This is a genomic window from Burkholderia sp. MSMB0856 (assembly GCF_001524645.2).
Taxonomy (GTDB): Bacteria; Pseudomonadota; Gammaproteobacteria; order Burkholderiales; family Burkholderiaceae; genus Burkholderia; species Burkholderia diffusa.
In genome coordinates this window covers 416805-434113 of the sequence record NZ_CP013429.1, presented here as the reverse complement: position 1 = coordinate 434113, position 17309 = coordinate 416805, and the positions used below count along the sequence as shown (strand labels likewise).

The window sequence follows — 17309 nt, the reverse complement described above, 5'->3', positions numbered from 1 at the left end:
TTAAACCAACTCCTGGAAAGCGGCAGGAGTATCCGCGGTTGCCCGATGTTTCGCCGCAAACTCTGACGGCGCAAGGTAGTTCAGTGCGCTGTGCGGCCTTTGCTCGTTGTAGTCCTGACGCCATGCCGCGATGACAGCCCGAGCATGCGCGAGCGTCGTGAACCAGTGCTCGTTAAGGCATTCGTCGCGGAACTTGCCGTTGAACGATTCGATGTACGCATTCTGCGTTGGCTTGCCCGCCTGAATCAACTTCAGAGCGATGCCGTTCGCATACGCCCACTGGTCAAGCGCGCGGCTCGTAAATTCGGGGCCCTGGTCTGTTCGCACCGCCTTGGGATAGCCACGGAAGCGAGCTGCGCGGTCCAATGCCCGAGCGACATACAAACCTGAGATGCCATGGTCGACGACGATGTCGACAGCCTCTTTCGTGAAGTCGTCGACGACGGTCAGGCACTTCACGCGCCGGCCGTTGGAAAGCGCATCCATCACGAAATCAATTGACCACACCTCGTTGGGGGCGCCCGGCAATGCCAGTTGCTCGCGCTCAATCATGACGCCGTGGCGCTTGCGACGGCGCCGCACAGCCAGCCCTGCCTCGCGGTACAGGCGATAGATGCGCTTGTGATTGGCGTGCGTGCCTTCGCGTTCCACTAGGGCGTGCAATCGGCGGTAGCCGAATCGACGACGTTGGTGTGCCAACTCCACCAGACGCGCCGCTAGCACCTCATTCTCGTGGTCTGGCTTCGCGTCGTAATGCAGCACGCTGCGAGAAAGCCCGACAAGCCGGCAGGCGCGGCGCTCGGAGATGTTGACCTTCTCCCGAATCGCCGATACTGCTTCGCGTTTGGCTTGCGGGCTCAGGGCTTTCCCTTGACGACGACCTTCAACGCTTCCATATCGAGCATTGCTTCGGCCAGCAGTTTCTTCAGCCGGGCATTCTCCACCTCGAGGTCCTTGAGCCGGCGGGCTTCCGAGACTTCCATGCCGCCGAACTTCGCACGCCAGGTGTAGAACGACGCGTCACTGAACCCGTGCTTCCTGCACAGTTCCTTGACCGGCACCCCGGCCTCGGCTTCCTTCAGAAACCCGATGATTTGCTGTTCCGTAAAGCGCTTCTTCATGTTCGTCTTCTTCTCCGAAAATGAGCGGCCCCCAGCAAACAGTGCCATGATGTAAGCGAGTTTTCGGCGGACTTTTTCAGTATGAAAGGAGCCGTACGATGAAACGCAAGCGCTTCAGTGTGGAGCAGATTGTGGCGGTGTTGAAACAGGCCGAAGCAGGCATGCCGGTAGCGGAACTGATTCGTCACGTGGGCATTTCGGAGCAAACCTTCTATCGCTGGAAGAAGGTATATGCCGGTTTGCAGACGGACCAGGTGCGGCAGCTCAAGCAGCTTCAAGACGAGAACGTCCAACTGAAGAAGGTGGTCGCGGAGCTGACGTTGGACAAGGCGATGCTGACCGACGTATTGAAAAAAAAGTGGTGAATTCATCGCCGAGGCGCCATGTCGTGGATTATCTAAAGTCCGCCTATGGAGTAGCAGAGCGGCGTGCCTGCCGCCTGGTGGCCATATCGCGCTCGGTGTACCAGTATCGCAGCCACCGCGACCCGCAGACTGCATTGCGGCAGCGCATGTGTGAAATCGCGGCGACGCGGGTGCGCTATGGTTACCGCAAGATACGCGTGCTGCTGCTACGGGAGGGCTATCAGGTCAGCAAGAATCGGCTGTACCGTTTGTATCGTGAGGAAGGGCTGTCGCTGCGCTACAGACCAAATCGCAAGCGACGTGCACAGATGAGCCGCCCGGCACGTGCAAAGTCGACGGCGGCAAATCAGGCGTGGAGTTTGGACTTCGTCGCCGACCAGCTTTCGAACGGCCAGAGGTTCCGCGCGCTGACCATCATCGACGTCTTTACGCGCGAAGCACTAGCCATCGATGTTGGCCAGCGACTGAGCGCTTCAGATGTCGTGCGTGCACTGGATGAATTGAGGAGCAAACGCGGAGCGCCCCGCACGCTGTTTTGTGACAACGGCTCGGAATTTACGAGTCAGGTGATGGACCTGTGGGCTTACCATCACAAGGTCGAGATTGCCTTCAGCCGGCCCGGCAAGCCAACGGATAACGCATTCGTGGAGTCGTTCAACGGCACGCTTCGCGATGAATGCCTGAACGTGCACTGGTTCACATCGCTGGCCGACGCCAGGGAGCAGATTGAGCGATGGCGGGTCGAATACAACGAGAGTCGGCCTCACAGGGCTCTCGGTGAAGTGCCGCCTGCCGAATACGTCCGTCAGTTGGGCCTGCAGGCCCAACTGACGGACCAACAGAACGCCGAAGACTAACATTGCCTTTGGCACTGAAAACCGGGACCGTTCAAAAAACGAACTTTACTAGACTCCGGCTGGCCCTGTTTGCTGGGGGCAGGTCATCGCCGCCCCACCCCAACACCATAAACAAGGACAAGACAAAGCCCAAACACCGCGACATTTCAATTTAGCTGGAAACCCGACAATTGAACTTAGCGGGGACATTTTGTTGTAGTGGCTAAGTTGTAATGTCCGCTTCTAGCCAAGTTCAAATGTCCGTTTTTCGGTCCATCGTAAGCTGATCGGCGCCGGGTGTCCGGCGCTGGAGGCTGCGATGGTTGCGACAGGACGGATCACGATGACGATGCGCGAACTGGACCGATTCAAGGTCATTCAGGACGTGGCGGACGGCAAGCTCAAGCCATGGCGCGCGGCCGAACGGCTGGCGCTGACGACGCGGCAAATCCGCCGGCTGGTCGCCCGACTGCGAGAGCACGGGCCACACGGTCTCGTGTCGCGTCGGCGCGCGCAGCCCAGCAACAATCGACTGGACCCCATGACGGCTGACCAGGCACTGTCGATCATCCGCGATCGCTACGCCGATTTCGGGCCCACGCACCGCCGGCGGGCCTGATTCACCATAGCGATCGTGGGTCGCAATATTGTGCGCTGGCCTATCAAGCACTCATCGGCCAGTTTGACATGCGACCGTCGATGAGCCGTCGTGGCGACTGCTACGACAACGCACCCATCGAATCCTTCTGGGGACCGCTGAAGAATGAACTGGTCTATCATCAACGCTTCGCTACGCGCGAGCAGGCACGCCTTGCGATCAGCGAGTACATCGAAATCTTCTACAACCGGCAGCGCACGCAGGCGCGTCTGAACTACCAATCGCCTGTCGCGTTCGCGCAGCGCTTCTATTTGAATCAGATCGCTGCTTAACTCATTGGCCTCCACGAATTCCGTCCGACCTCACTGCACGTAAGAACGAGCCTACTAGAAGTTGCGTGCCAGGCCGACCATGAACATGTCCTGATCCTTGTCGTTACCGGTTGCGACACGATTGAAGCGCAAGCTCGCCGCCCAATCATTCGTGACCTGATAGCTTACTTGCGCGCTGAGCATGGCATTGAGTCTCGTCTTGCTCGAGACCTCGTCGCGGTCACGCGAGAGATACGGACCTACGCCTGCCGAAAGCGTCCATTTGCTCTTGATCGGCGCGACGTACCAGAGTTGCGCTGCCACGCCCCTTCGACCGGCGACGCCATTATTGCCCTCGTAGACGAAGCTCGCCGAATAGGCCCACGCATTGCCGAGCGGCCGCTTCACTTCGACCATATACCCTTTCTCGATCGGCACTTGAGGACGGTTCGTCTGCGACGTGCCGGCCCAAACGCTAACCTGCGTCCTGCCGTCCGAAAGCGCGGGGCCGGGATCGCCGCCGAAATCCGAGCCGATGCCGAAGAGCACCGCGTCAGAATTGAATCCGCCAATCATCTGGACATGGTTGTACTGGACCTTGAGGAAGAAGCGGTTGGGAACGACGTAATACCGCACCGCTGCTGACGCACGCACACCCCATCGCTTTTCGTTACGCACCTCGCTGTCGACATGCGTCGTATCCATGCTGAAATACGGCCCCGCCGAAAATTCGAGCGCCACGCGGCTGCCGACAGGCCAACGAAACGAACCCAGGGCGGCGAAGCCGTCACGGTGGTGATCCAGGGGATGCCCCTCGTTCACATACGCGAGGTAGACCGAGAGGTAGTCATTCAGGACGTCGCCGAAGCCGACTTCGTAGGCGCGCCAATGCATGTCGCCACCCTCGGTCGCGCGTCCGTCGCCATACACCGCGTAGACGTTGATCTTTCTTTCAGATGGCTTGACATCGGTCGGCAAGCTCGACGGACTGTCCTCGGCGTGCACGTAGCCTGTGCCGGCCAGAATTGCCAGACAGGCGATCGAGCTTATGAGCACGAAGCGCGAATAGATGCGACGGCATTGTCCCATTTGGACACCCCTCACCCTGATAACCGCGATTTTCCGAACAATCTGTTGGGGATTATAGGCTGCCTCGGGTAACAGGGATCAGCTCAGTCACTTCTCCGGCTGTAGCATTCACGAGCGGCTCTCACGATTGGTTGATGCAGGTATGGGCGGTCGTTCCTTTGTCTTGCATTTCGCTGAACGCGGCCGTGTCATCCATGACGACACCCTATCCTTAGGTTGCCGAACATTGTCACGTGAAAGTGCCACTCGGGCACGGCTGGTCGCCATGTATCGGCCATGCAGATCGACACACGGCCGCCCGGGTTCACAAATCAGCCTGCGAGGAACCGATCCGAAAGACCGAGACAGTCGCCTCCAGCTGCCCTGCCTGCTCCCTCAGCGACAGCGCGGCCGCCGACGCCTGCTGAACCAGCGCTGCGTTCTGCTGCGTCACCTGGTCCATTTGCGTCACCGCCTGATTTACCTGTTCGATGCCCCTGGACTGCTCGTCCGACGCAGCGGCAATCTCGCCCATCAGCACGTGCACCCGTTGCACGGACGTCAGGATCTCGGACATCGTCCCGGTCGCGCGATCGACCTGTCGCGCGCCGGTCTCGACGCGTCTGAGCGAATCCGTGATCAGTTCCTTGATCTCGCGGGACGCCGTGGCGCTGCGTTGGGCAAGCGATCGCACTTCGCCTGCGACGACCGCGAAACCGCGTCCCTGCTCGCCTGCCCGCGCCGCTTCGACGGCCGCATTCAACGACAGGATGTTGGTCTGGAATGCGATGCCTTCGATGACGGAGATGATTTCGGCGATCTTGCCCGACGCTTCCGACAAACCGCGCATCGTGCTGACGACTTCCTGCGCCGCCTGATTGCCCTCTTCGGTCAGTAGCGCCGCGTCGTGCACCACCTGATTCGCCTGCTTCGCGTTCTCGGCATTCTGGCGAACCGTCGAAGTCAGTTGCTCCATCGAGGCGGCCGTTTCCTCCAGCGACGCGGCCTGCTCTTCGGTCCGTTGCGACAGGTCCATGTTGCCGGCCGTGATCTCGTGCGCGGCCGTCTCGATGGAGTGCGAACCTTCCCGCACCACGCGAATCGTTTGCAGCAGCTTGCCTTGCATCGCCCGCAGGCCGGTCATCAGTTGCCCCATCTCGTCGGTCGAATCGACGTCGATCCGCGTCGTCAGGTCGCCGCCGGCAATCGCGCTGAAATGGTCGAGTGCGTGCGCAAGCGGCGCACCGATCGCGCGCTGAAGCGACCACCACGTGAGTACGGCTGCGCCGAGCGCGATCAGGATGCCGGCGATCGCGATGCCGACGAACCAGTGGAAACGAGCCTGCGCGGCATCGAACGTCACCCGCGAGGCCGTGATCTGGATTCGGCCGAGCGCGTCCATCGCGTCGGAGACGTCGATGAACAGCGACGGCGGTATGTGCCGCCAGACGTCGGGGATTTTCGCGGGGTCGCGCGCGGCAATGGCGCCGAACATCGGTTCGAGGCCGTTCTCGACGAGCGCGTTGAACTTCGTGTTCGCGTCGGCCGCGCGGCGCGCTTCTTCGGGGCCGGAGAGCCGCAGCGCGCGATACGCGTCCCACGCCTTTTTCGACGCGGCGAGCAGTGCACGGGATGTCGCGGTTTCCTGCGGCACGTCGGGGCTGTCCGGATCGAGCGCGATGCGATACAGCCATAGCCGGGTTCTCGACAGCGCGACATTTGCCTGCCCAAGCGCCTCCGACGATGCGAGCCGGTCCGAATAAAGCGTCTTCACATCGTCGTTGCTTATCGCCACGCCAATCACGCCGATGATGCCGCCGATGACGAGCAGCACGCCGAGAAAGCCCATCGCCAGCGCCAGCCGGACGCGAATGCTGAAATTCCTGATCATGATGAGTGGAAGCGTTGAGCACGAAACCGTTGCATGCGACGCATGCGTGTCCAGCCGATCGAAGGCGGCACGTGCGAAACCGATGCCTCGATAACGACCGGAGCGGCGCGTGAATTAGTGCGGAACCGACAAGGAACGTTTCCGGAAACGACGAGTTATGGGCGGAATTTCGGCGTGGTAGGTGAATCGCCGTCATCGGCCGCGAGCAACGCGTTCAACACCCGCGCGTCCGCCGACCGATCCAGCGACAGGCACGCGTCGCTCAACGCATCGACCTGCGCAGGGGCGAGCGCGATGCCCGCCAGAGCACGAAACTTCGCCAGCAGCGCCGCATCGGACAGCGGATTGCGCGGATCGCCGAGCGCGATCGGCACGTGACGCGATTCCCGCTGCCCGTCCGCGCGATGCAGGATCACGGTCGGCTCGTCGAGATCGCCGAGCGCCGGATCGACCTCGATCGCGATGCGCGCGAGCAGCGCCATGACGCGCGAATCCGTGCGCCTGTCGTCGCGATAGGCACCGATTCCCGTGTCGCCGAACGCAAGCGCGGCCGCAACCGCGTACGGCAGGCTCATCTGCGACGACGACAGTGTCGACAAGTCGCGGCCGCCGCACATCCGGGCCACGAATGCGCTCGTCCGCACGACCACCCGCTCGATTTCGCCGGCCTCGAACGTGCGACCTTCGGCAAGCTGCAGCACCGCGTCGACCGCCGCATGCGCGCTGCGGCACGACGCGTGCGGCTTGATCGAGCAGCGCATCAGTTTCCAGTGCATGCCGAGGGCGTCGGTCAATGCGTCGGGCGCATGCGATTGCGCGGCGAACGTGTTGAAGAAGCCGCCCCAGACGTCGTCGAACACACCGGCCGGGCCGCTCACGCCTTCGCGTGCGAGCAGCGCCGCGAGCACGCCCCCTTCCGCCGCGCGACCGGCATGCAGCCGCTTCGTCTGCGATCCGTCATGGATGAAGCCCCACAAGCCACCGGAGAAACTCGCCGCATGGCCGAGCGCGTCGCGCGTGCGCGCGGCGTCGAGCCCGAGCACGCGTGCGCTTGCCGCCGCTGCACCGAACACGCCGCAACTGAGCGTCGAGTGCCAGCCGGCCCCGTTGTGTGCCGCGTAGCCGCCAGCCGCCTCGAGCACGCGCCGGCCGACGTCGTAGCCGAGCACGATCGCGGCCACGCATTCCCGGCCGGTCACCGGGCGTTGCGCACACGACAGCGCGGCGAGCACGGCCGGCATCACGACTGCGCCCGAATGATCGCAGCCGCCGGAATCGTCGAGTTCGAGCGCGTGCGCGGCGATTCCGTTCACGAACGCCGCATCGCGCGCGCCCGCGGCCCGTCGTGTACCCCACAGCGGTGTGCCGCCACGCTCGACCGTGCCGGTCAGCGCCCGCGCACTGCGCGTCTCGACCGCGAACGTACCCGCCAGCGCCGCGCCGAACGTGTCGAGCACATGACGCTTGGCCTTCGCGACGACGTCGTCCGGCAACGCATCGGCGGCCGTCTGCGCGACGAACGCCGCGAGCCGCGTGGCGCGCGTTTGCGTCCCCGTCTTCATCGCGCCGATTCGTCCGCCAGACAATGCGCGAACACGTCGACCGGATGGCCCGGCGGATTGACGGGCATCCGGGCACGCCACCAGCGCGCGATGTCGCGCCCGGTCGCGAACCATACGTCGCCCGCGTCGCGCAGATGAGCGAGCAACGCGCGCAGCAAGTCGATGCGCCCCGCGGTGCCGATGATCTCGGGATGCAGGCGCAACACGCAGCACAGCCCGAAGCGGCGAAACCCGTCGACGTCTCGCCGCCAGTTGTCGAGTACGTCACGGTACGCCGCGATGCGCGGCTGGCCGGCCGGCACCGGCGGCGACAGGTTGAACTCGAAGTACGGCTCGTCCTCGAGCTCGTAGTGCAGCGGCAGCTCGACGAGCCGCGCGCCGTCCGCGCCGTCGTCGCCGCACGGATGCACGTACGGCAGATCGTCTCCGCGCCACGACGACGACCACGTGAAGCCTGCCGCGACGAGCCAGTCCGCGAAGCCGTCGGCCCAGTTGCCGGTGAACGAGCGAAAACCTTCCACGTCGCGGCCGATGGTGTCCGCAAGCGCCGCGCGCCCGGTGCGGCACGCGTCGATCTGCGCGGCGAGCGGCAGCGCATCGAAGTCTTCGCAGCGATAGCCGCTCACGCCGAGTTCATGGCCGGCAGCGGCGATCTCGCGTACGGCGTCCGCATGCGTTTCGGCGACGATGCCCGGGACGAACCAGCTCGCGGGCACACCGAACGCATCGAACGCATCGAGCAGCCGGTCGACGCCGCGCGTCGCGCCGTAGCGCCACACAGACAGCGATTTCTCGCGGCCGACGATGCGTGGCTCGCGTGTCTGGATACCGTGTATGTCGTTGAAGTCGACCGTGATCGCGACCGCGCAGCGCGCGCCGTCCGGCCAGGCTGGAAGTGTCGTCACAGGCTGCTCCGTTGCGTCGGTTGCGTGTTGTGCGCGTGCTGCGCGAGCCACCAGTCGGCCACTTCGCGACAGCGCGCGAACCAGACGCCGTCCAACGCAAGCATGTGTTCGAACCACGCTTCGAGCAGTGCGAGGCGGCCGGGCTTGCCGCAAACTTTCGGATGCAGCAGCGTCGTCAGGCACAGACCTTCGCGGTATATGCCGTCGAATTCGCGCGTCCAGTTGTCGAGCGTCGCATCGTAGCCGGCGATCCGGTCGAGCCCGGCCGGATAGTCGGGGTTGCGGTGATACGCGAGCGACGCGTAATCGTCGGTCTCCCAGCGGCCGGGAATCTCGACAAGTGACGGCTCGCCGTCGGCGCCGGGCAGCAGATAGGGACGATCGTCGCCGCGCATCGAACTCGAATAGCGCACGCCGGCTTCGCGCAGCACGCTCACCGTCGCCGCGCTCCAGTCGCCGGACGGCGTGCGGAAGCCGACTGGCCGCACACCGAGCGTGCGGTAGAGCACCTCGGCCGACTGCGCCATGATCTCGCGCTGCCGTTCGGGTTCGAGCGTCCAGAACGCTTCGTGCCGGTAGCCGTGATAACCGATCTCGTGCCCGCGCTCGACGATCGCCGCGCATTGCGCGGGCCAGGTCCGCGCAACCCACGCGGGCACGAAGAACGTCGCGGGCAGGTCGAACGACGCGAGCACGTCGAGCAGCCGGCCGAGCGCGCGCCATGGCCCGTAGCTGCCGAGCGTGAAATACGCGGGGTTGCGCCAGATCGCCCCGTTCAGCATCGCGTGGCCGGTCGGGCCGTCGAGATCGAACGCGAGCGCGACGCACGCGCGCTTCGCGTCCGGCCAGCGGGGAGCCGAGGCCGTCATCGCGCGCTCAGTGCGTGCCGTTGACCATCGCCTTCGACACCGCATGCTCCTGCAACCCCCATTTCGCGAGCAGCTTGTGATACGACCCGTCCGCGATCAACTGGTTGAGCGCCGTCGTCAGCGCGCTGCTCAGCGCGGTGTTGCTCTTCGCGACGCCGATGCCCGTGTATTGCGACAGGAACGGCTTGCCGACCGGCGCGTAGGCGTTCTGCTCGAGGCTGTTCTGGTACGGCAGCGTCTCGCCGCCCTGCACGGCCGCGTCGATGCGGTTCTGGCGCAGCTGCATGCGCGCATCCGACGAGCCGTCGGTGCCGACCACCACGATCGCCGGCTTGCCGGCCTTCACGCAGTTCTCCGCGCTCCACGCGGTCGTGTTGTCCGGGAACGACGTGCGCCGGCTCGACCCGACGCGCTTGCCGCACAGCGCGCCCATCTGCGCGAATTCGCCCGCGCGCGTCTTCAGCACGTAGAACTGCGGCCCCGTCTCGATGTAGTCGACGAACGTCACGGCGTCGCGGCGCGTCGGCAGGTCGGTCATGCCGGACAGGATCATGTCGACGCGCTGCGTCGCGACCGCGCTCATCATCTGGTCGAAGCTCGTCTCGACCCAGTTCAGCTTCGCGCCCATCTTCGCGGCGAGCGCCTCGCCGAGGTCGACATCGAAGCCCGCGAGCTTGTCGGTCGCCGGGTCCTTGTATTCGAACGGCGGATAGTTCGGCACGATCGCGACGTTCAGCGTGCGCTTGACGTTCGCGGCCTGCGCGACCGCGAAGGAAGCGTGAAGTGCGAGCGCGCCGAATGCGACAGCGGCCAGCGTGCGGGTCAGGACGGATGCTTTCATGGGGGTGTCGCCTTGTTGTGGTGGTGTGAGGGGGTACCGCGGTGCTGCGTTGCACGTCTCGTCGGCGGCGCGATCCGCTCAGGCAATCACGGCCGAGATGAAGTCGCGGGTGCGCGCATGCGTCGGTGCGGACAGCACCTGGTCGGGCGGCCCGCTTTCGACGATTCGGCCGCCGTCCATGAACACGACGCGATCGGCGACCTCGCGCGCGAAGCCGAGCTCGTGCGTGACGACAATCATGGTCATCCCGCTCTTCGCGAGATCGCGCATCACGGCCAGCACTTCGCCGACGAGTTCGGGGTCCAGCGCCGACGTCGGTTCGTCGAACAGGATCAGTTGCGGATGCATCGCGAGCGCCCGCGCGATCGCGACGCGCTGCTGCTGACCGCCCGACAGCTCGACCGGAAACGCGTCGCACTTGTGCGCAAGGCCGACGCGCGCGAGCAGCGCGCGGGCCTCCTCTTCCGCTTGCGCACGGCGGCGTTTGAGCACCTGCACGGGCCCCTCGATCACGTTTTCGAGCGCGGTCTTGTGCGGGAACAGGTTGAAGCGCTGGAATACCATGCTCGTCGCGAGCCGCTGGCGCGCGACCTGACGTTCCGACAGCTCGTGGAGCCGGTTGCCCGTGCGCCGGTAACCGGCCAGCTCGCCGTTGACCCACAGCGCGCCTGCGCTGATCGTCTCGAGCTGGTTGATGCAGCGCAGGAACGTGCTCTTGCCCGAGCCGGACGGCCCGATGATGCACAGCACTTCGCCCTGCGCGACATCGAGCGTGATGCCGTGCAGCGCCTGGAAATCGCCGTACGCCTTACGCACGTCGACCGCGCGAACGACTGCGTTCGTCATGACGTTCTCCTTACGGTTGTGGGTCGCGCCGCTCATTTGCGGCCCGCCGCGCGGCCCGCGCCGCGTGCGAAGCGCCGTTCGACGCGAGCCTGCGCGAACGACAGCACGGTAACGACCGCGAGATACCAGATGCCTGCGACGATCAGCAGCTCGATCACGCGCGCATTCGCGTAATAAATGTTCTGCGCGTTGTGCAGCATCTCCGCGTACTGCACGACGCTCGCGAGCGACGTCAGCTTGACCATGCCGATCAGCTCGTTGCCGATCGGCGGCACGATCACGCGCATCGCCTGCGGCAGGATGATCCGGCGCAGCGCCTGCAGGCGCGCCATGCCGATCGATTTCGCGGCCTCGTACTGGCCGGTGTCGACCGACAGCAGCCCCGCGCGCACGACTTCCGACGTATAAGCGCCCTGGTTGATGCCGAGCCCGAGCACCGCCGCGAGGAACGGCGTCATGACGTCGACGGTCCGGAACTCGGCGATTCCGGGAATGCCGAGCGTCGGAAACACCAGCGCGAGGTTGAACCACAGCAGCAGCTGGAGGATCACCGGCGTGCCGCGGAACAGCCAGATGTAGCCCTGCGCGATCGCGCCGAGCACCGGGTTCGACGACAGCCGCATTACCGCGGTGACGACGCCGAGCACGATGCCGAGTGTCATCGCGAGGACGGTCATCACGATCGTGTTGCCGAGGCCGGTGAGAATCGACCGCGCGGTCAGGAACTGGCCGACGACGCGCCATTCGATCTGCCCGCGTGCGAACGCGAGCGCCACGTAGGCGAGCGCGGCGATGATCGCGATCGACGCGACGTAGCGGCCCCAGTAGCGCCTGCGCACGCGCACGAGTGCGGCGGTGTCGTCCGCGGCGACGGCCGCGGCCGGTGCGCCGTCGAGACGGTGCGAATCGGATGCGCTCAGCATGACGGCCCCCGGTAGTCGGCCGCCCACGCGGCCTGGCGTTCGATCGCGATGCTCAGGCGGCCGATCTGCTCGTGCACGCGCGCGGGCGACGTGCCGCCGGCGCCGCCGCGCGCGGCGACGGCCGCGTCGAGCGTCAGATGCGCGCGCACCGCCGGCGCGAGGCGCGGATCGACGGCCTGCAGCTGCTCCGCGCTGGCATCCGCGAGCTCGATGCCGTCGCGTTCGCACGCGCGCACGAGCGCGCCGGTGATCTCGTGCGCCTCGCTGAACGGCACGCCCGACAGCGCGAGCCAGTCGGCGACCTCGGTCGCGAGCGTGAAGCCGAGCGGCGCCTGGCGGCGCATCTCGTCGACGTTCACGCGCATCGTGCGGATCATTCCCGCCATCGCCGGCAGCACGAGTTCGAGCGTGTCGATCGAATCGAACGCGGCGATCTTGTCTTCCGCGAGATCGCGGTTGTACGCGAGCGGCAGCGACTTGAGCGTCGCGAGCAGGCCCGTCAGGTTGCCGATCAGGCGCCCCGCCTTGCCGCGCGTGAGTTCCGCGATGTCCGGGTTCTTCTTCTGCGGCATGATCGAGCTGCCCGTCGCGTAGCCGTCGTCGAGTTCCACCCAGCGGAATTGCCGCGACGTCCACAGGATCACTTCTTCCGACAGGCGAGACAGATCCACCGCCAGCATGCTCGTGACGAACGCGAATTCGGCGACGTGATCGCGCGCGGCCACCGCATCGATCGAGTTCTCGCACGGCGCGTCGTAACCGAGCTCCCGCGCGGAAAGATCGGGCCGCACGCAGATCGCCGAGCCGGCCAGCGCGGCCGCGCCGAGCGGCGAGCGTGCGGTGCGGCGGTCCCAGTCGACCAGGCGGTCGGCATCGCGATACAGCGACTGCGCATGCGCGAGCAACTGATGGCCGAACACGATCGGCTGCGCGGGCTGCAGGTGGGTGAAGCCGGCGGTGACCGTATCGATGTGCCGGCTGGCCTGGCTGATCAGCGCATCCTGCAGGTCGAGCACGCCGCGCACGAGCTGGCGCGCCTTGTCGCGCAGATACAGGCGCAGGTCGTTCGCCGCCTGGTCGTTGCGCGAGCGCCCTGCGCGCAGCTTGCCGCCGAGCGCCGGCAGCCGCTGCGTGAGCACGCGTTCGAGGAAGGTGTGCACATCCTCGTCGGCGAGCGACGGCGCGATCGCGCCGGCCGCGTAGTCGCGTGCGATGCTGTCCATCGCGGTCAGCAGCTGCGCGAGCTCGTCGCCGTTCACGATGCCGGCGCGGTTCAACTCGCGCGCATGCGCGCGGGAGCCAGCCAGGTCGTACGGGACGAGTCGGTAGAAACTCGGATCGGAGCGCGAGAGGTTCTGCAGCGCGTCGGACGGCTTGGACTGGAAGCGACCGCCCCACAGGCGCTCGATCGGTTCGGTAAGGCTCATTGCGGTCGACCTTGTCTCGGTTGGAGTCCCACCACTGTAGGCATTCAATTTTTTTTGTTGTAGCGAGAAATTGAATCCGCTTAAATGAAATTTTTCTCAGCACCGTCGCTGCCGACACCCCCGCCGATGCGCAACCGCCTCCCCCCGTTGAACCCGCTTCGCGCGTTCGAGGCCGCCGCCCGGCGCGGCAGCGTGTCGGCCGCCGCCGACGAACTGCACGTGACCGCGAGCGCGGTGAGCCACCAGATCCGGATTCTCGAAAGTACGCTCGGCGTCGCCTTATTCGTCAGATCAAAGGCGCGCGTGAAGCTGACGCCCGAGGGCGAAGCGCTGCTGGAGCCGGTCGGCACCGCGTTCGACATCATCGCGAACGCCACCGTCAGGCTCGATTCGCCGGCTGCCGTCGGCGATCTCGTCGTGTCGACACCGTTGTCGCTGACGTCGCGCTGGCTCGCCCGGCACATCGGCGATTTTCTCGAGCGCTATCCGGGCATCCATCTGAAGGTGATTCCGTCGAACGACGAGCGCGAGATCTATTCGCCGGATGTCGACGTCTGCATCCGCTATGGGGAAGGCAACTGGCGCAACCGGCACGTCAAGCTGCTCGACCATCCGGCGCTGTTCCCGGTCGTGAGCCCCGCGCTGATGAACGGGCGCGATGCGATCCGCAAGGTGCAGGATCTCGCGGGGCGCACGCTGTTCTGCGAGCACGCGGGCTCGTGGATGCGCTGGCTGGCCGAAGCGAAGGCCGACCGGCTGCCGGGCATCCGCATCCTCGAGATCGGCAACGCGCACATCGGCGTCGAAGCCGCGGTGCACGGCCAGGGCGTCGCGCTCGGCGACAGCCTGTCGGTGCGCGACGACCTGATCGACGGCACGCTCGTGCGGCCGTTCAGCGAAACGGTGCCGTCACGTCACGCGTACTATCTCGTCACGCGTCAAGAGCTGACCGAAACGCCGCTCGTGACCGCATTCACGTCGTGGCTGCGCGCGCGCCTCGCGTGATGCCCGCTGGACATCAGGCAACGAGACTCGCGAAGCCGTCCCACACCATGACGATGTTCCGCGATCGCCAGATCGGCCCCGCATCGACGTACTCGCCCGCGAACCGGCCGTTCAACGCCTCGTAAAACGCGATCGCGGCCGCGTTTCCCTTGACGACGCTCAACGCGGCGCCCGGATACCGCAACGCTTGCAGATGCGCTGCGAGTTGCGCAAGCAGCATGCGGCCGATGCCGCGACGCTTGAAGTCGGGATCGACATAAAGGAACTTGATTTCGCCACGGCCGCCGAAAATCGGCTCCGACGGCGCGCCGGCCGCTCCGATGCCGACGATCGTGCCATCGGTTTGCGCCACGAGCACCAGTTGGTCGCGCTCGTTCGACGCCAGCTTCTCCCGCCATTTCCCGCCGCGATACTGCTCGTCGAGGACGGCATGCGCGTGCGCCGGCGCGAGATCGCGATAGGTATGCCGCCAGACCTTGACGTGAAAATCGGCGATCGCCTGCGCATCGTCGAGGTTGGCGGACCTGATGGATATTCCGGACATGGAGGATTCTCTCGGGCGGCTCGGCGCGCGCGGGCGCGGCGCACACGCCGGATTGTCGGCGATCCGGGCGACGATGTCAGCACCGCCCAGGCATGGCCGATCAGCGCGCCACGGCTTCCGTGTTCCGGACGCTGCCCAGAAACCGCGTCAATTCCACCGTCTGCGGCCGCTCGAAGATGTCTTCGGCCGTCCCGCTCTCCCACACCCTGCCCTGGTGCATGAAGACGATCCTGTCGCTCACCGCACGCGCGAAATTCATCTCGTGCGTGACCATGATTAGCGTCATGTGCTCGCGCGCGAGTTGCTCGACGACGCCCAGTACCTCGCCGACGAGCTCGGGATCGAGCGCGGACGTGATTTCGTCGCACAGCAGCACGCTCGGCTTCATCGCGAGCGCACGCGCGATCGCGACGCGCTGCTGCTGACCGCCCGACAACTGCTCCGGGAACGCGTCGAACTTGTCGCCGAGGCCGACGCGTTCGAGCATCAGCTCCGCGATCGCGCGCGCCTGCTGGCGATGCGTGTTCTTCACGACCGACTGCGCGAGCATCACGTTTTGCCCGGCGCTCAGATGCGGAAACAGGTTGTACTGCTGGAACACCATCCCGACCTTGAGCCGCAACGCACGCAGGTCGGCGTGCCGCGCATCGACGCGTTCGCCGTCGATCGAGATCGTGCCCGCGTCGATGCTCTCGAGCCCGTTGAGCGTGCGCAGCAGCGTGCTCTTGCCCGAACCGCTGCGGCCGATGATCGATACGACCTGCCCGCGCTCGACGGAAAAATCGATGCCCTTAAGCACATGATGGGTGCCGAAGTTCTTTTCGAGACCACGGGTTTCAACGAGCGGCATGCCATCTCCTTTGCAACGTGCGCGCATAACGGGTAAGCGGATAACAAAGCGCGAAATAGATCAGCGCGACGAGGCCGTACACGACGAACGGGCGGAACGTCGCGTTCGAGATCGCGATGCCGACCTTCGTCAGCTCGGTGAAGCCGATGATCGATACCAATGCCGTGTCCTTCACGGCCTGCACGCCGAAGCCGACCGTCGGCGCGATCGCGATGCGGGCGGCCTGCGGGAGGATCACGTGACGCAACTGCTCGACGTAGCTCATGGCCAGGCTCGACGACGCCTCCCACTGCCCCTTCGGCACGGCCTCGACGCACCCGCGCCAGATTTCCGCGAGATACGCGCTGGTGAAGAACGTGAGCCCTGCCGTGGCCGCGACCCAGGGCGGCACGTCGAGCCCGACGAGCGGCAGGCCGAAGAACACGATGAATAGTTGCATCAGCAACGGCGTGCCCTGAAACACTTCGATGTACAGCTTTGCGATGCCGCGCAGCACCGTCGAACTCGACACGCGCATCACGAGCAGCCCGAGGCCGACGAGTCCGCCGGACACGAACGACACGATCGACAGCACGATCGTCCAGCGCGCGGCCAGCAGCAGGTTCGCGAGAATCTGCCCGAACGTGAAATCGGTCATCGCGCACCTCGCACGCGGCGGGAGAACAGGCGGCGCCCCATCGTGCCGAGCGCGCCACGCAGCAGCAGCGCCATCGCCAGATACGCGAGCGTGATGACGAAATACGTCTCGAATGCGCGGAAGTTGCGCGACTGGATGTAGCCCGCCGCATAGGTCAGATCGGCCACCGAAATCTGCGACACGACCGCCGAACCGAGCATCGTGATCACGATCTGGCTCGAGAGCGCGGGAAACACCTTGGCGAGCGCCTGTGGCAGCACGACGTGGCGCAACATCTGCGCGCGCGACATCGCGAGCGCGGATGCCGCCTCCAGATGCCCGTTCGGGACAGCGGCGACGCCCGCGCGCACGATCTCGACCGAGTACGCGCCGAGATTGAGCGTCATCGCGAGAATCGCGGCCGTGTATTCGTCGATGTGCACGCCGAGCGCGGGCAATCCGAAGAAGATGAAGAACAACTGGACGACGAACGGCGTATTGCGGATCGCCTCGACGTACGCGCCGATCAGCGGGCGCAGCCGCACGGCCACGGGCGCGTCGGCGCTGTACGCGGCCGCGCCGAGCACGCCGATCGCCACGCCGAGCACGGTCGCGACCGCGGTCAGCACAAGCGTGATCGCCGCGCCGCTCGCGAACACGCCGGCGTATTCGGCGAGCTCGCCGAATTGAAGCTGATAGCTCATGACGATTGAATGAATTCGGGTTCGGAC

16 protein-coding genes and 2 pseudogenes are annotated in these 17309 nt (G+C 65.4%); 4 read left to right on the top strand and 14 right to left on the bottom strand.

Annotated features, from left to right (window positions below; all coding sequences use genetic code 11):
• Positions 1-1121, bottom strand: a protein-coding gene (locus tag WS87_RS30740; RefSeq protein WP_107938255.1) for an IS3-like element IS407 family transposase whose coding sequence is annotated in 2 segments (ribosomal slippage) — positions 1-863 and positions 863-1121 — 1122 coding nt in all. Because the reading frame shifts where the segments join, the coding sequence is not laid out codon by codon here.
• A gap of 98 nt (positions 1122-1219) precedes the next feature.
• On the opposite strand from WS87_RS30740, the gene WS87_RS30735 reads away from it, so the two are divergent.
• The 3 genes and pseudogenes from WS87_RS30735 to WS87_RS30725 all read left to right on the top strand — a co-directional run.
• Positions 1220-2343 (top strand): IS3-like element ISBvi7 family transposase gene (locus WS87_RS30735; protein ID WP_107938004.1). Its coding sequence is split into 2 segments (ribosomal slippage): positions 1220-1481 and positions 1481-2343, totalling 1125 coding nucleotides; the frame shifts between segments, so codons are not numbered across the junction.
• A gap of 298 nt (positions 2344-2641) precedes the next feature.
• Positions 2642-2923 (top strand): annotated as a pseudogene (locus tag WS87_RS30730) (helix-turn-helix domain-containing protein); the annotation flags it as partial.
• Positions 2911-3252: pseudogene (locus tag WS87_RS30725) on the top strand (IS3 family transposase); the annotation flags it as partial. The pseudogenes WS87_RS30730 and WS87_RS30725, both read left to right, overlap by 13 nt.
• Before the next feature lie 54 nt (positions 3253-3306).
• Here WS87_RS30725 and WS87_RS30720 read toward each other — a convergent pair.
• From WS87_RS30720 to argH, 9 genes are all read right to left on the bottom strand, one after another.
• A complete protein-coding gene (locus WS87_RS30720; RefSeq protein WP_059816672.1) occupies positions 3307-4320 on the bottom strand; it encodes a hypothetical protein in 1014 nt (337 codons plus the stop codon).
• A gap of 304 nt (positions 4321-4624) precedes the next feature.
• The gene (locus WS87_RS30715) at positions 4625-6190 is read right to left on the bottom strand and encodes a methyl-accepting chemotaxis protein (RefSeq protein WP_059816674.1); all 1566 of its coding nucleotides are present in this window, start codon (positions 6188-6190) and stop codon (positions 4625-4627) included.
• A 155-nt stretch (positions 6191-6345) separates the two neighbouring features.
• On the bottom strand, positions 6346-7752 hold the full coding sequence (locus tag WS87_RS30710; protein WP_059816677.1) for an MmgE/PrpD family protein: 1407 nt from the start codon (positions 7750-7752) through the stop codon (positions 6346-6348).
• Complete coding sequence (locus WS87_RS30705; protein ID WP_059816680.1) at positions 7749-8657, bottom strand: polysaccharide deacetylase family protein; 909 nt, start codon at positions 8655-8657, stop codon at positions 7749-7751. Before WS87_RS30705 ends, WS87_RS30710 begins: the two co-directional genes overlap by 4 nt.
• The gene (locus WS87_RS30700) at positions 8654-9526 is read right to left on the bottom strand and encodes a polysaccharide deacetylase family protein (RefSeq protein ID WP_059816683.1); all 873 of its coding nucleotides are present in this window, start codon (positions 9524-9526) and stop codon (positions 8654-8656) included. The genes WS87_RS30705 and WS87_RS30700 overlap by 4 nt, the downstream gene beginning before the upstream one ends.
• A 7-nt stretch (positions 9527-9533) precedes the next feature.
• The gene (locus tag WS87_RS30695; protein ID WP_059816687.1) at positions 9534-10367 is read right to left on the bottom strand and encodes an ABC transporter substrate-binding protein; all 834 of its coding nucleotides are present in this window, start codon (positions 10365-10367) and stop codon (positions 9534-9536) included.
• Between the two features lie 78 nt (positions 10368-10445).
• Entirely contained in the window at positions 10446-11213 is a 768-nt protein-coding gene (locus WS87_RS30690) for an amino acid ABC transporter ATP-binding protein (protein ID WP_059536387.1), read from the bottom strand.
• 32 nt (positions 11214-11245) lie between these two features.
• Positions 11246-12136, bottom strand: coding sequence for an amino acid ABC transporter permease (locus WS87_RS30685; RefSeq protein WP_059693208.1), 891 nt, complete (start codon positions 12134-12136; stop codon positions 11246-11248).
• Entirely contained in the window at positions 12130-13563 is a 1434-nt protein-coding gene (gene argH, locus WS87_RS30680; RefSeq protein WP_059816690.1) for an argininosuccinate lyase, read from the bottom strand. The genes WS87_RS30685 and argH overlap by 7 nt, the downstream gene beginning before the upstream one ends.
• Before the next feature lie 126 nt (positions 13564-13689).
• Between argH and WS87_RS30675 the strand changes: the two genes are divergently transcribed.
• Positions 13690-14568: a LysR substrate-binding domain-containing protein gene (locus tag WS87_RS30675; RefSeq protein WP_059816693.1), complete on the top strand. Its 879-nt coding sequence runs from the start codon at positions 13690-13692 to the stop codon at positions 14566-14568.
• Positions 14569-14581: 13 nt separating this feature from the next.
• Here the strand turns inward: WS87_RS30675 and WS87_RS30670 are convergent, their stop codons facing one another.
• The 4 genes from WS87_RS30670 to WS87_RS30655 all read right to left on the bottom strand — a co-directional run bounded on the left by WS87_RS30670 (position 14582) and on the right by WS87_RS30655 (position 17282).
• Positions 14582-15112, bottom strand: coding sequence for a GNAT family N-acetyltransferase (locus WS87_RS30670; RefSeq protein WP_059816697.1), 531 nt, complete (start codon positions 15110-15112; stop codon positions 14582-14584).
• Between the two features lie 100 nt (positions 15113-15212).
• A complete protein-coding gene (locus WS87_RS30665) occupies positions 15213-15962 on the bottom strand; it encodes an amino acid ABC transporter ATP-binding protein (RefSeq protein ID WP_059816700.1) in 750 nt (249 codons plus the stop codon).
• A complete protein-coding gene (locus tag WS87_RS30660; RefSeq protein ID WP_059700904.1) occupies positions 15949-16599 on the bottom strand; it encodes an amino acid ABC transporter permease in 651 nt (216 codons plus the stop codon). The genes WS87_RS30665 and WS87_RS30660 overlap by 14 nt, the downstream gene beginning before the upstream one ends.
• The gene (locus WS87_RS30655) at positions 16596-17282 is read right to left on the bottom strand and encodes an amino acid ABC transporter permease (protein ID WP_059816703.1); all 687 of its coding nucleotides are present in this window, start codon (positions 17280-17282) and stop codon (positions 16596-16598) included. Before WS87_RS30655 ends, WS87_RS30660 begins: the two co-directional genes overlap by 4 nt.
• Positions 17283-17309 lie beyond the last annotated feature (27 nt).

Bases quoted from the DNA above. Each gene is read 5' to 3' on its own strand.
- WS87_RS30720 (WP_059816672.1), bottom strand. From the start codon at position 4,320: ATGGGACAATGCCGTCGCATCTATTCGCGCTTCGTGCTCATAAGCTCG.
- WS87_RS30665 (WP_059816700.1), bottom strand. From the start codon at position 15,962: ATGCCGCTCGTTGAAACCCGTGGTCTCGAAAAGAACTTCGGCACCCAT.
- argH (WP_059816690.1), bottom strand. From the start codon at position 13,563: ATGAGCCTTACCGAACCGATCGAGCGCCTGTGGGGCGGTCGCTTCCAG.
- WS87_RS30715 (WP_059816674.1), bottom strand. From the start codon at position 6,190: ATGATCAGGAATTTCAGCATTCGCGTCCGGCTGGCGCTGGCGATGGGC.
- WS87_RS30675 (WP_059816693.1), top strand. From the start codon at position 13,690: ATGCGCAACCGCCTCCCCCCGTTGAACCCGCTTCGCGCGTTCGAGGCC.
- WS87_RS30710 (WP_059816677.1), bottom strand. From the start codon at position 7,752: ATGAAGACGGGGACGCAAACGCGCGCCACGCGGCTCGCGGCGTTCGTC.
- WS87_RS30690 (WP_059536387.1), bottom strand. From the start codon at position 11,213: ATGACGAACGCAGTCGTTCGCGCGGTCGACGTGCGTAAGGCGTACGGC.
- WS87_RS30700 (WP_059816683.1), bottom strand. From the start codon at position 9,526: ATGACGGCCTCGGCTCCCCGCTGGCCGGACGCGAAGCGCGCGTGCGTC.
- WS87_RS30660 (WP_059700904.1), bottom strand. From the start codon at position 16,599: ATGACCGATTTCACGTTCGGGCAGATTCTCGCGAACCTGCTGCTGGCC.
- WS87_RS30670 (WP_059816697.1), bottom strand. From the start codon at position 15,112: ATGTCCGGAATATCCATCAGGTCCGCCAACCTCGACGATGCGCAGGCG.
- WS87_RS30685 (WP_059693208.1), bottom strand. From the start codon at position 12,136: ATGCTGAGCGCATCCGATTCGCACCGTCTCGACGGCGCACCGGCCGCG.
- WS87_RS30655 (WP_059816703.1), bottom strand. From the start codon at position 17,282: ATGAGCTATCAGCTTCAATTCGGCGAGCTCGCCGAATACGCCGGCGTG.
- WS87_RS30695 (WP_059816687.1), bottom strand. From the start codon at position 10,367: ATGAAAGCATCCGTCCTGACCCGCACGCTGGCCGCTGTCGCATTCGGC.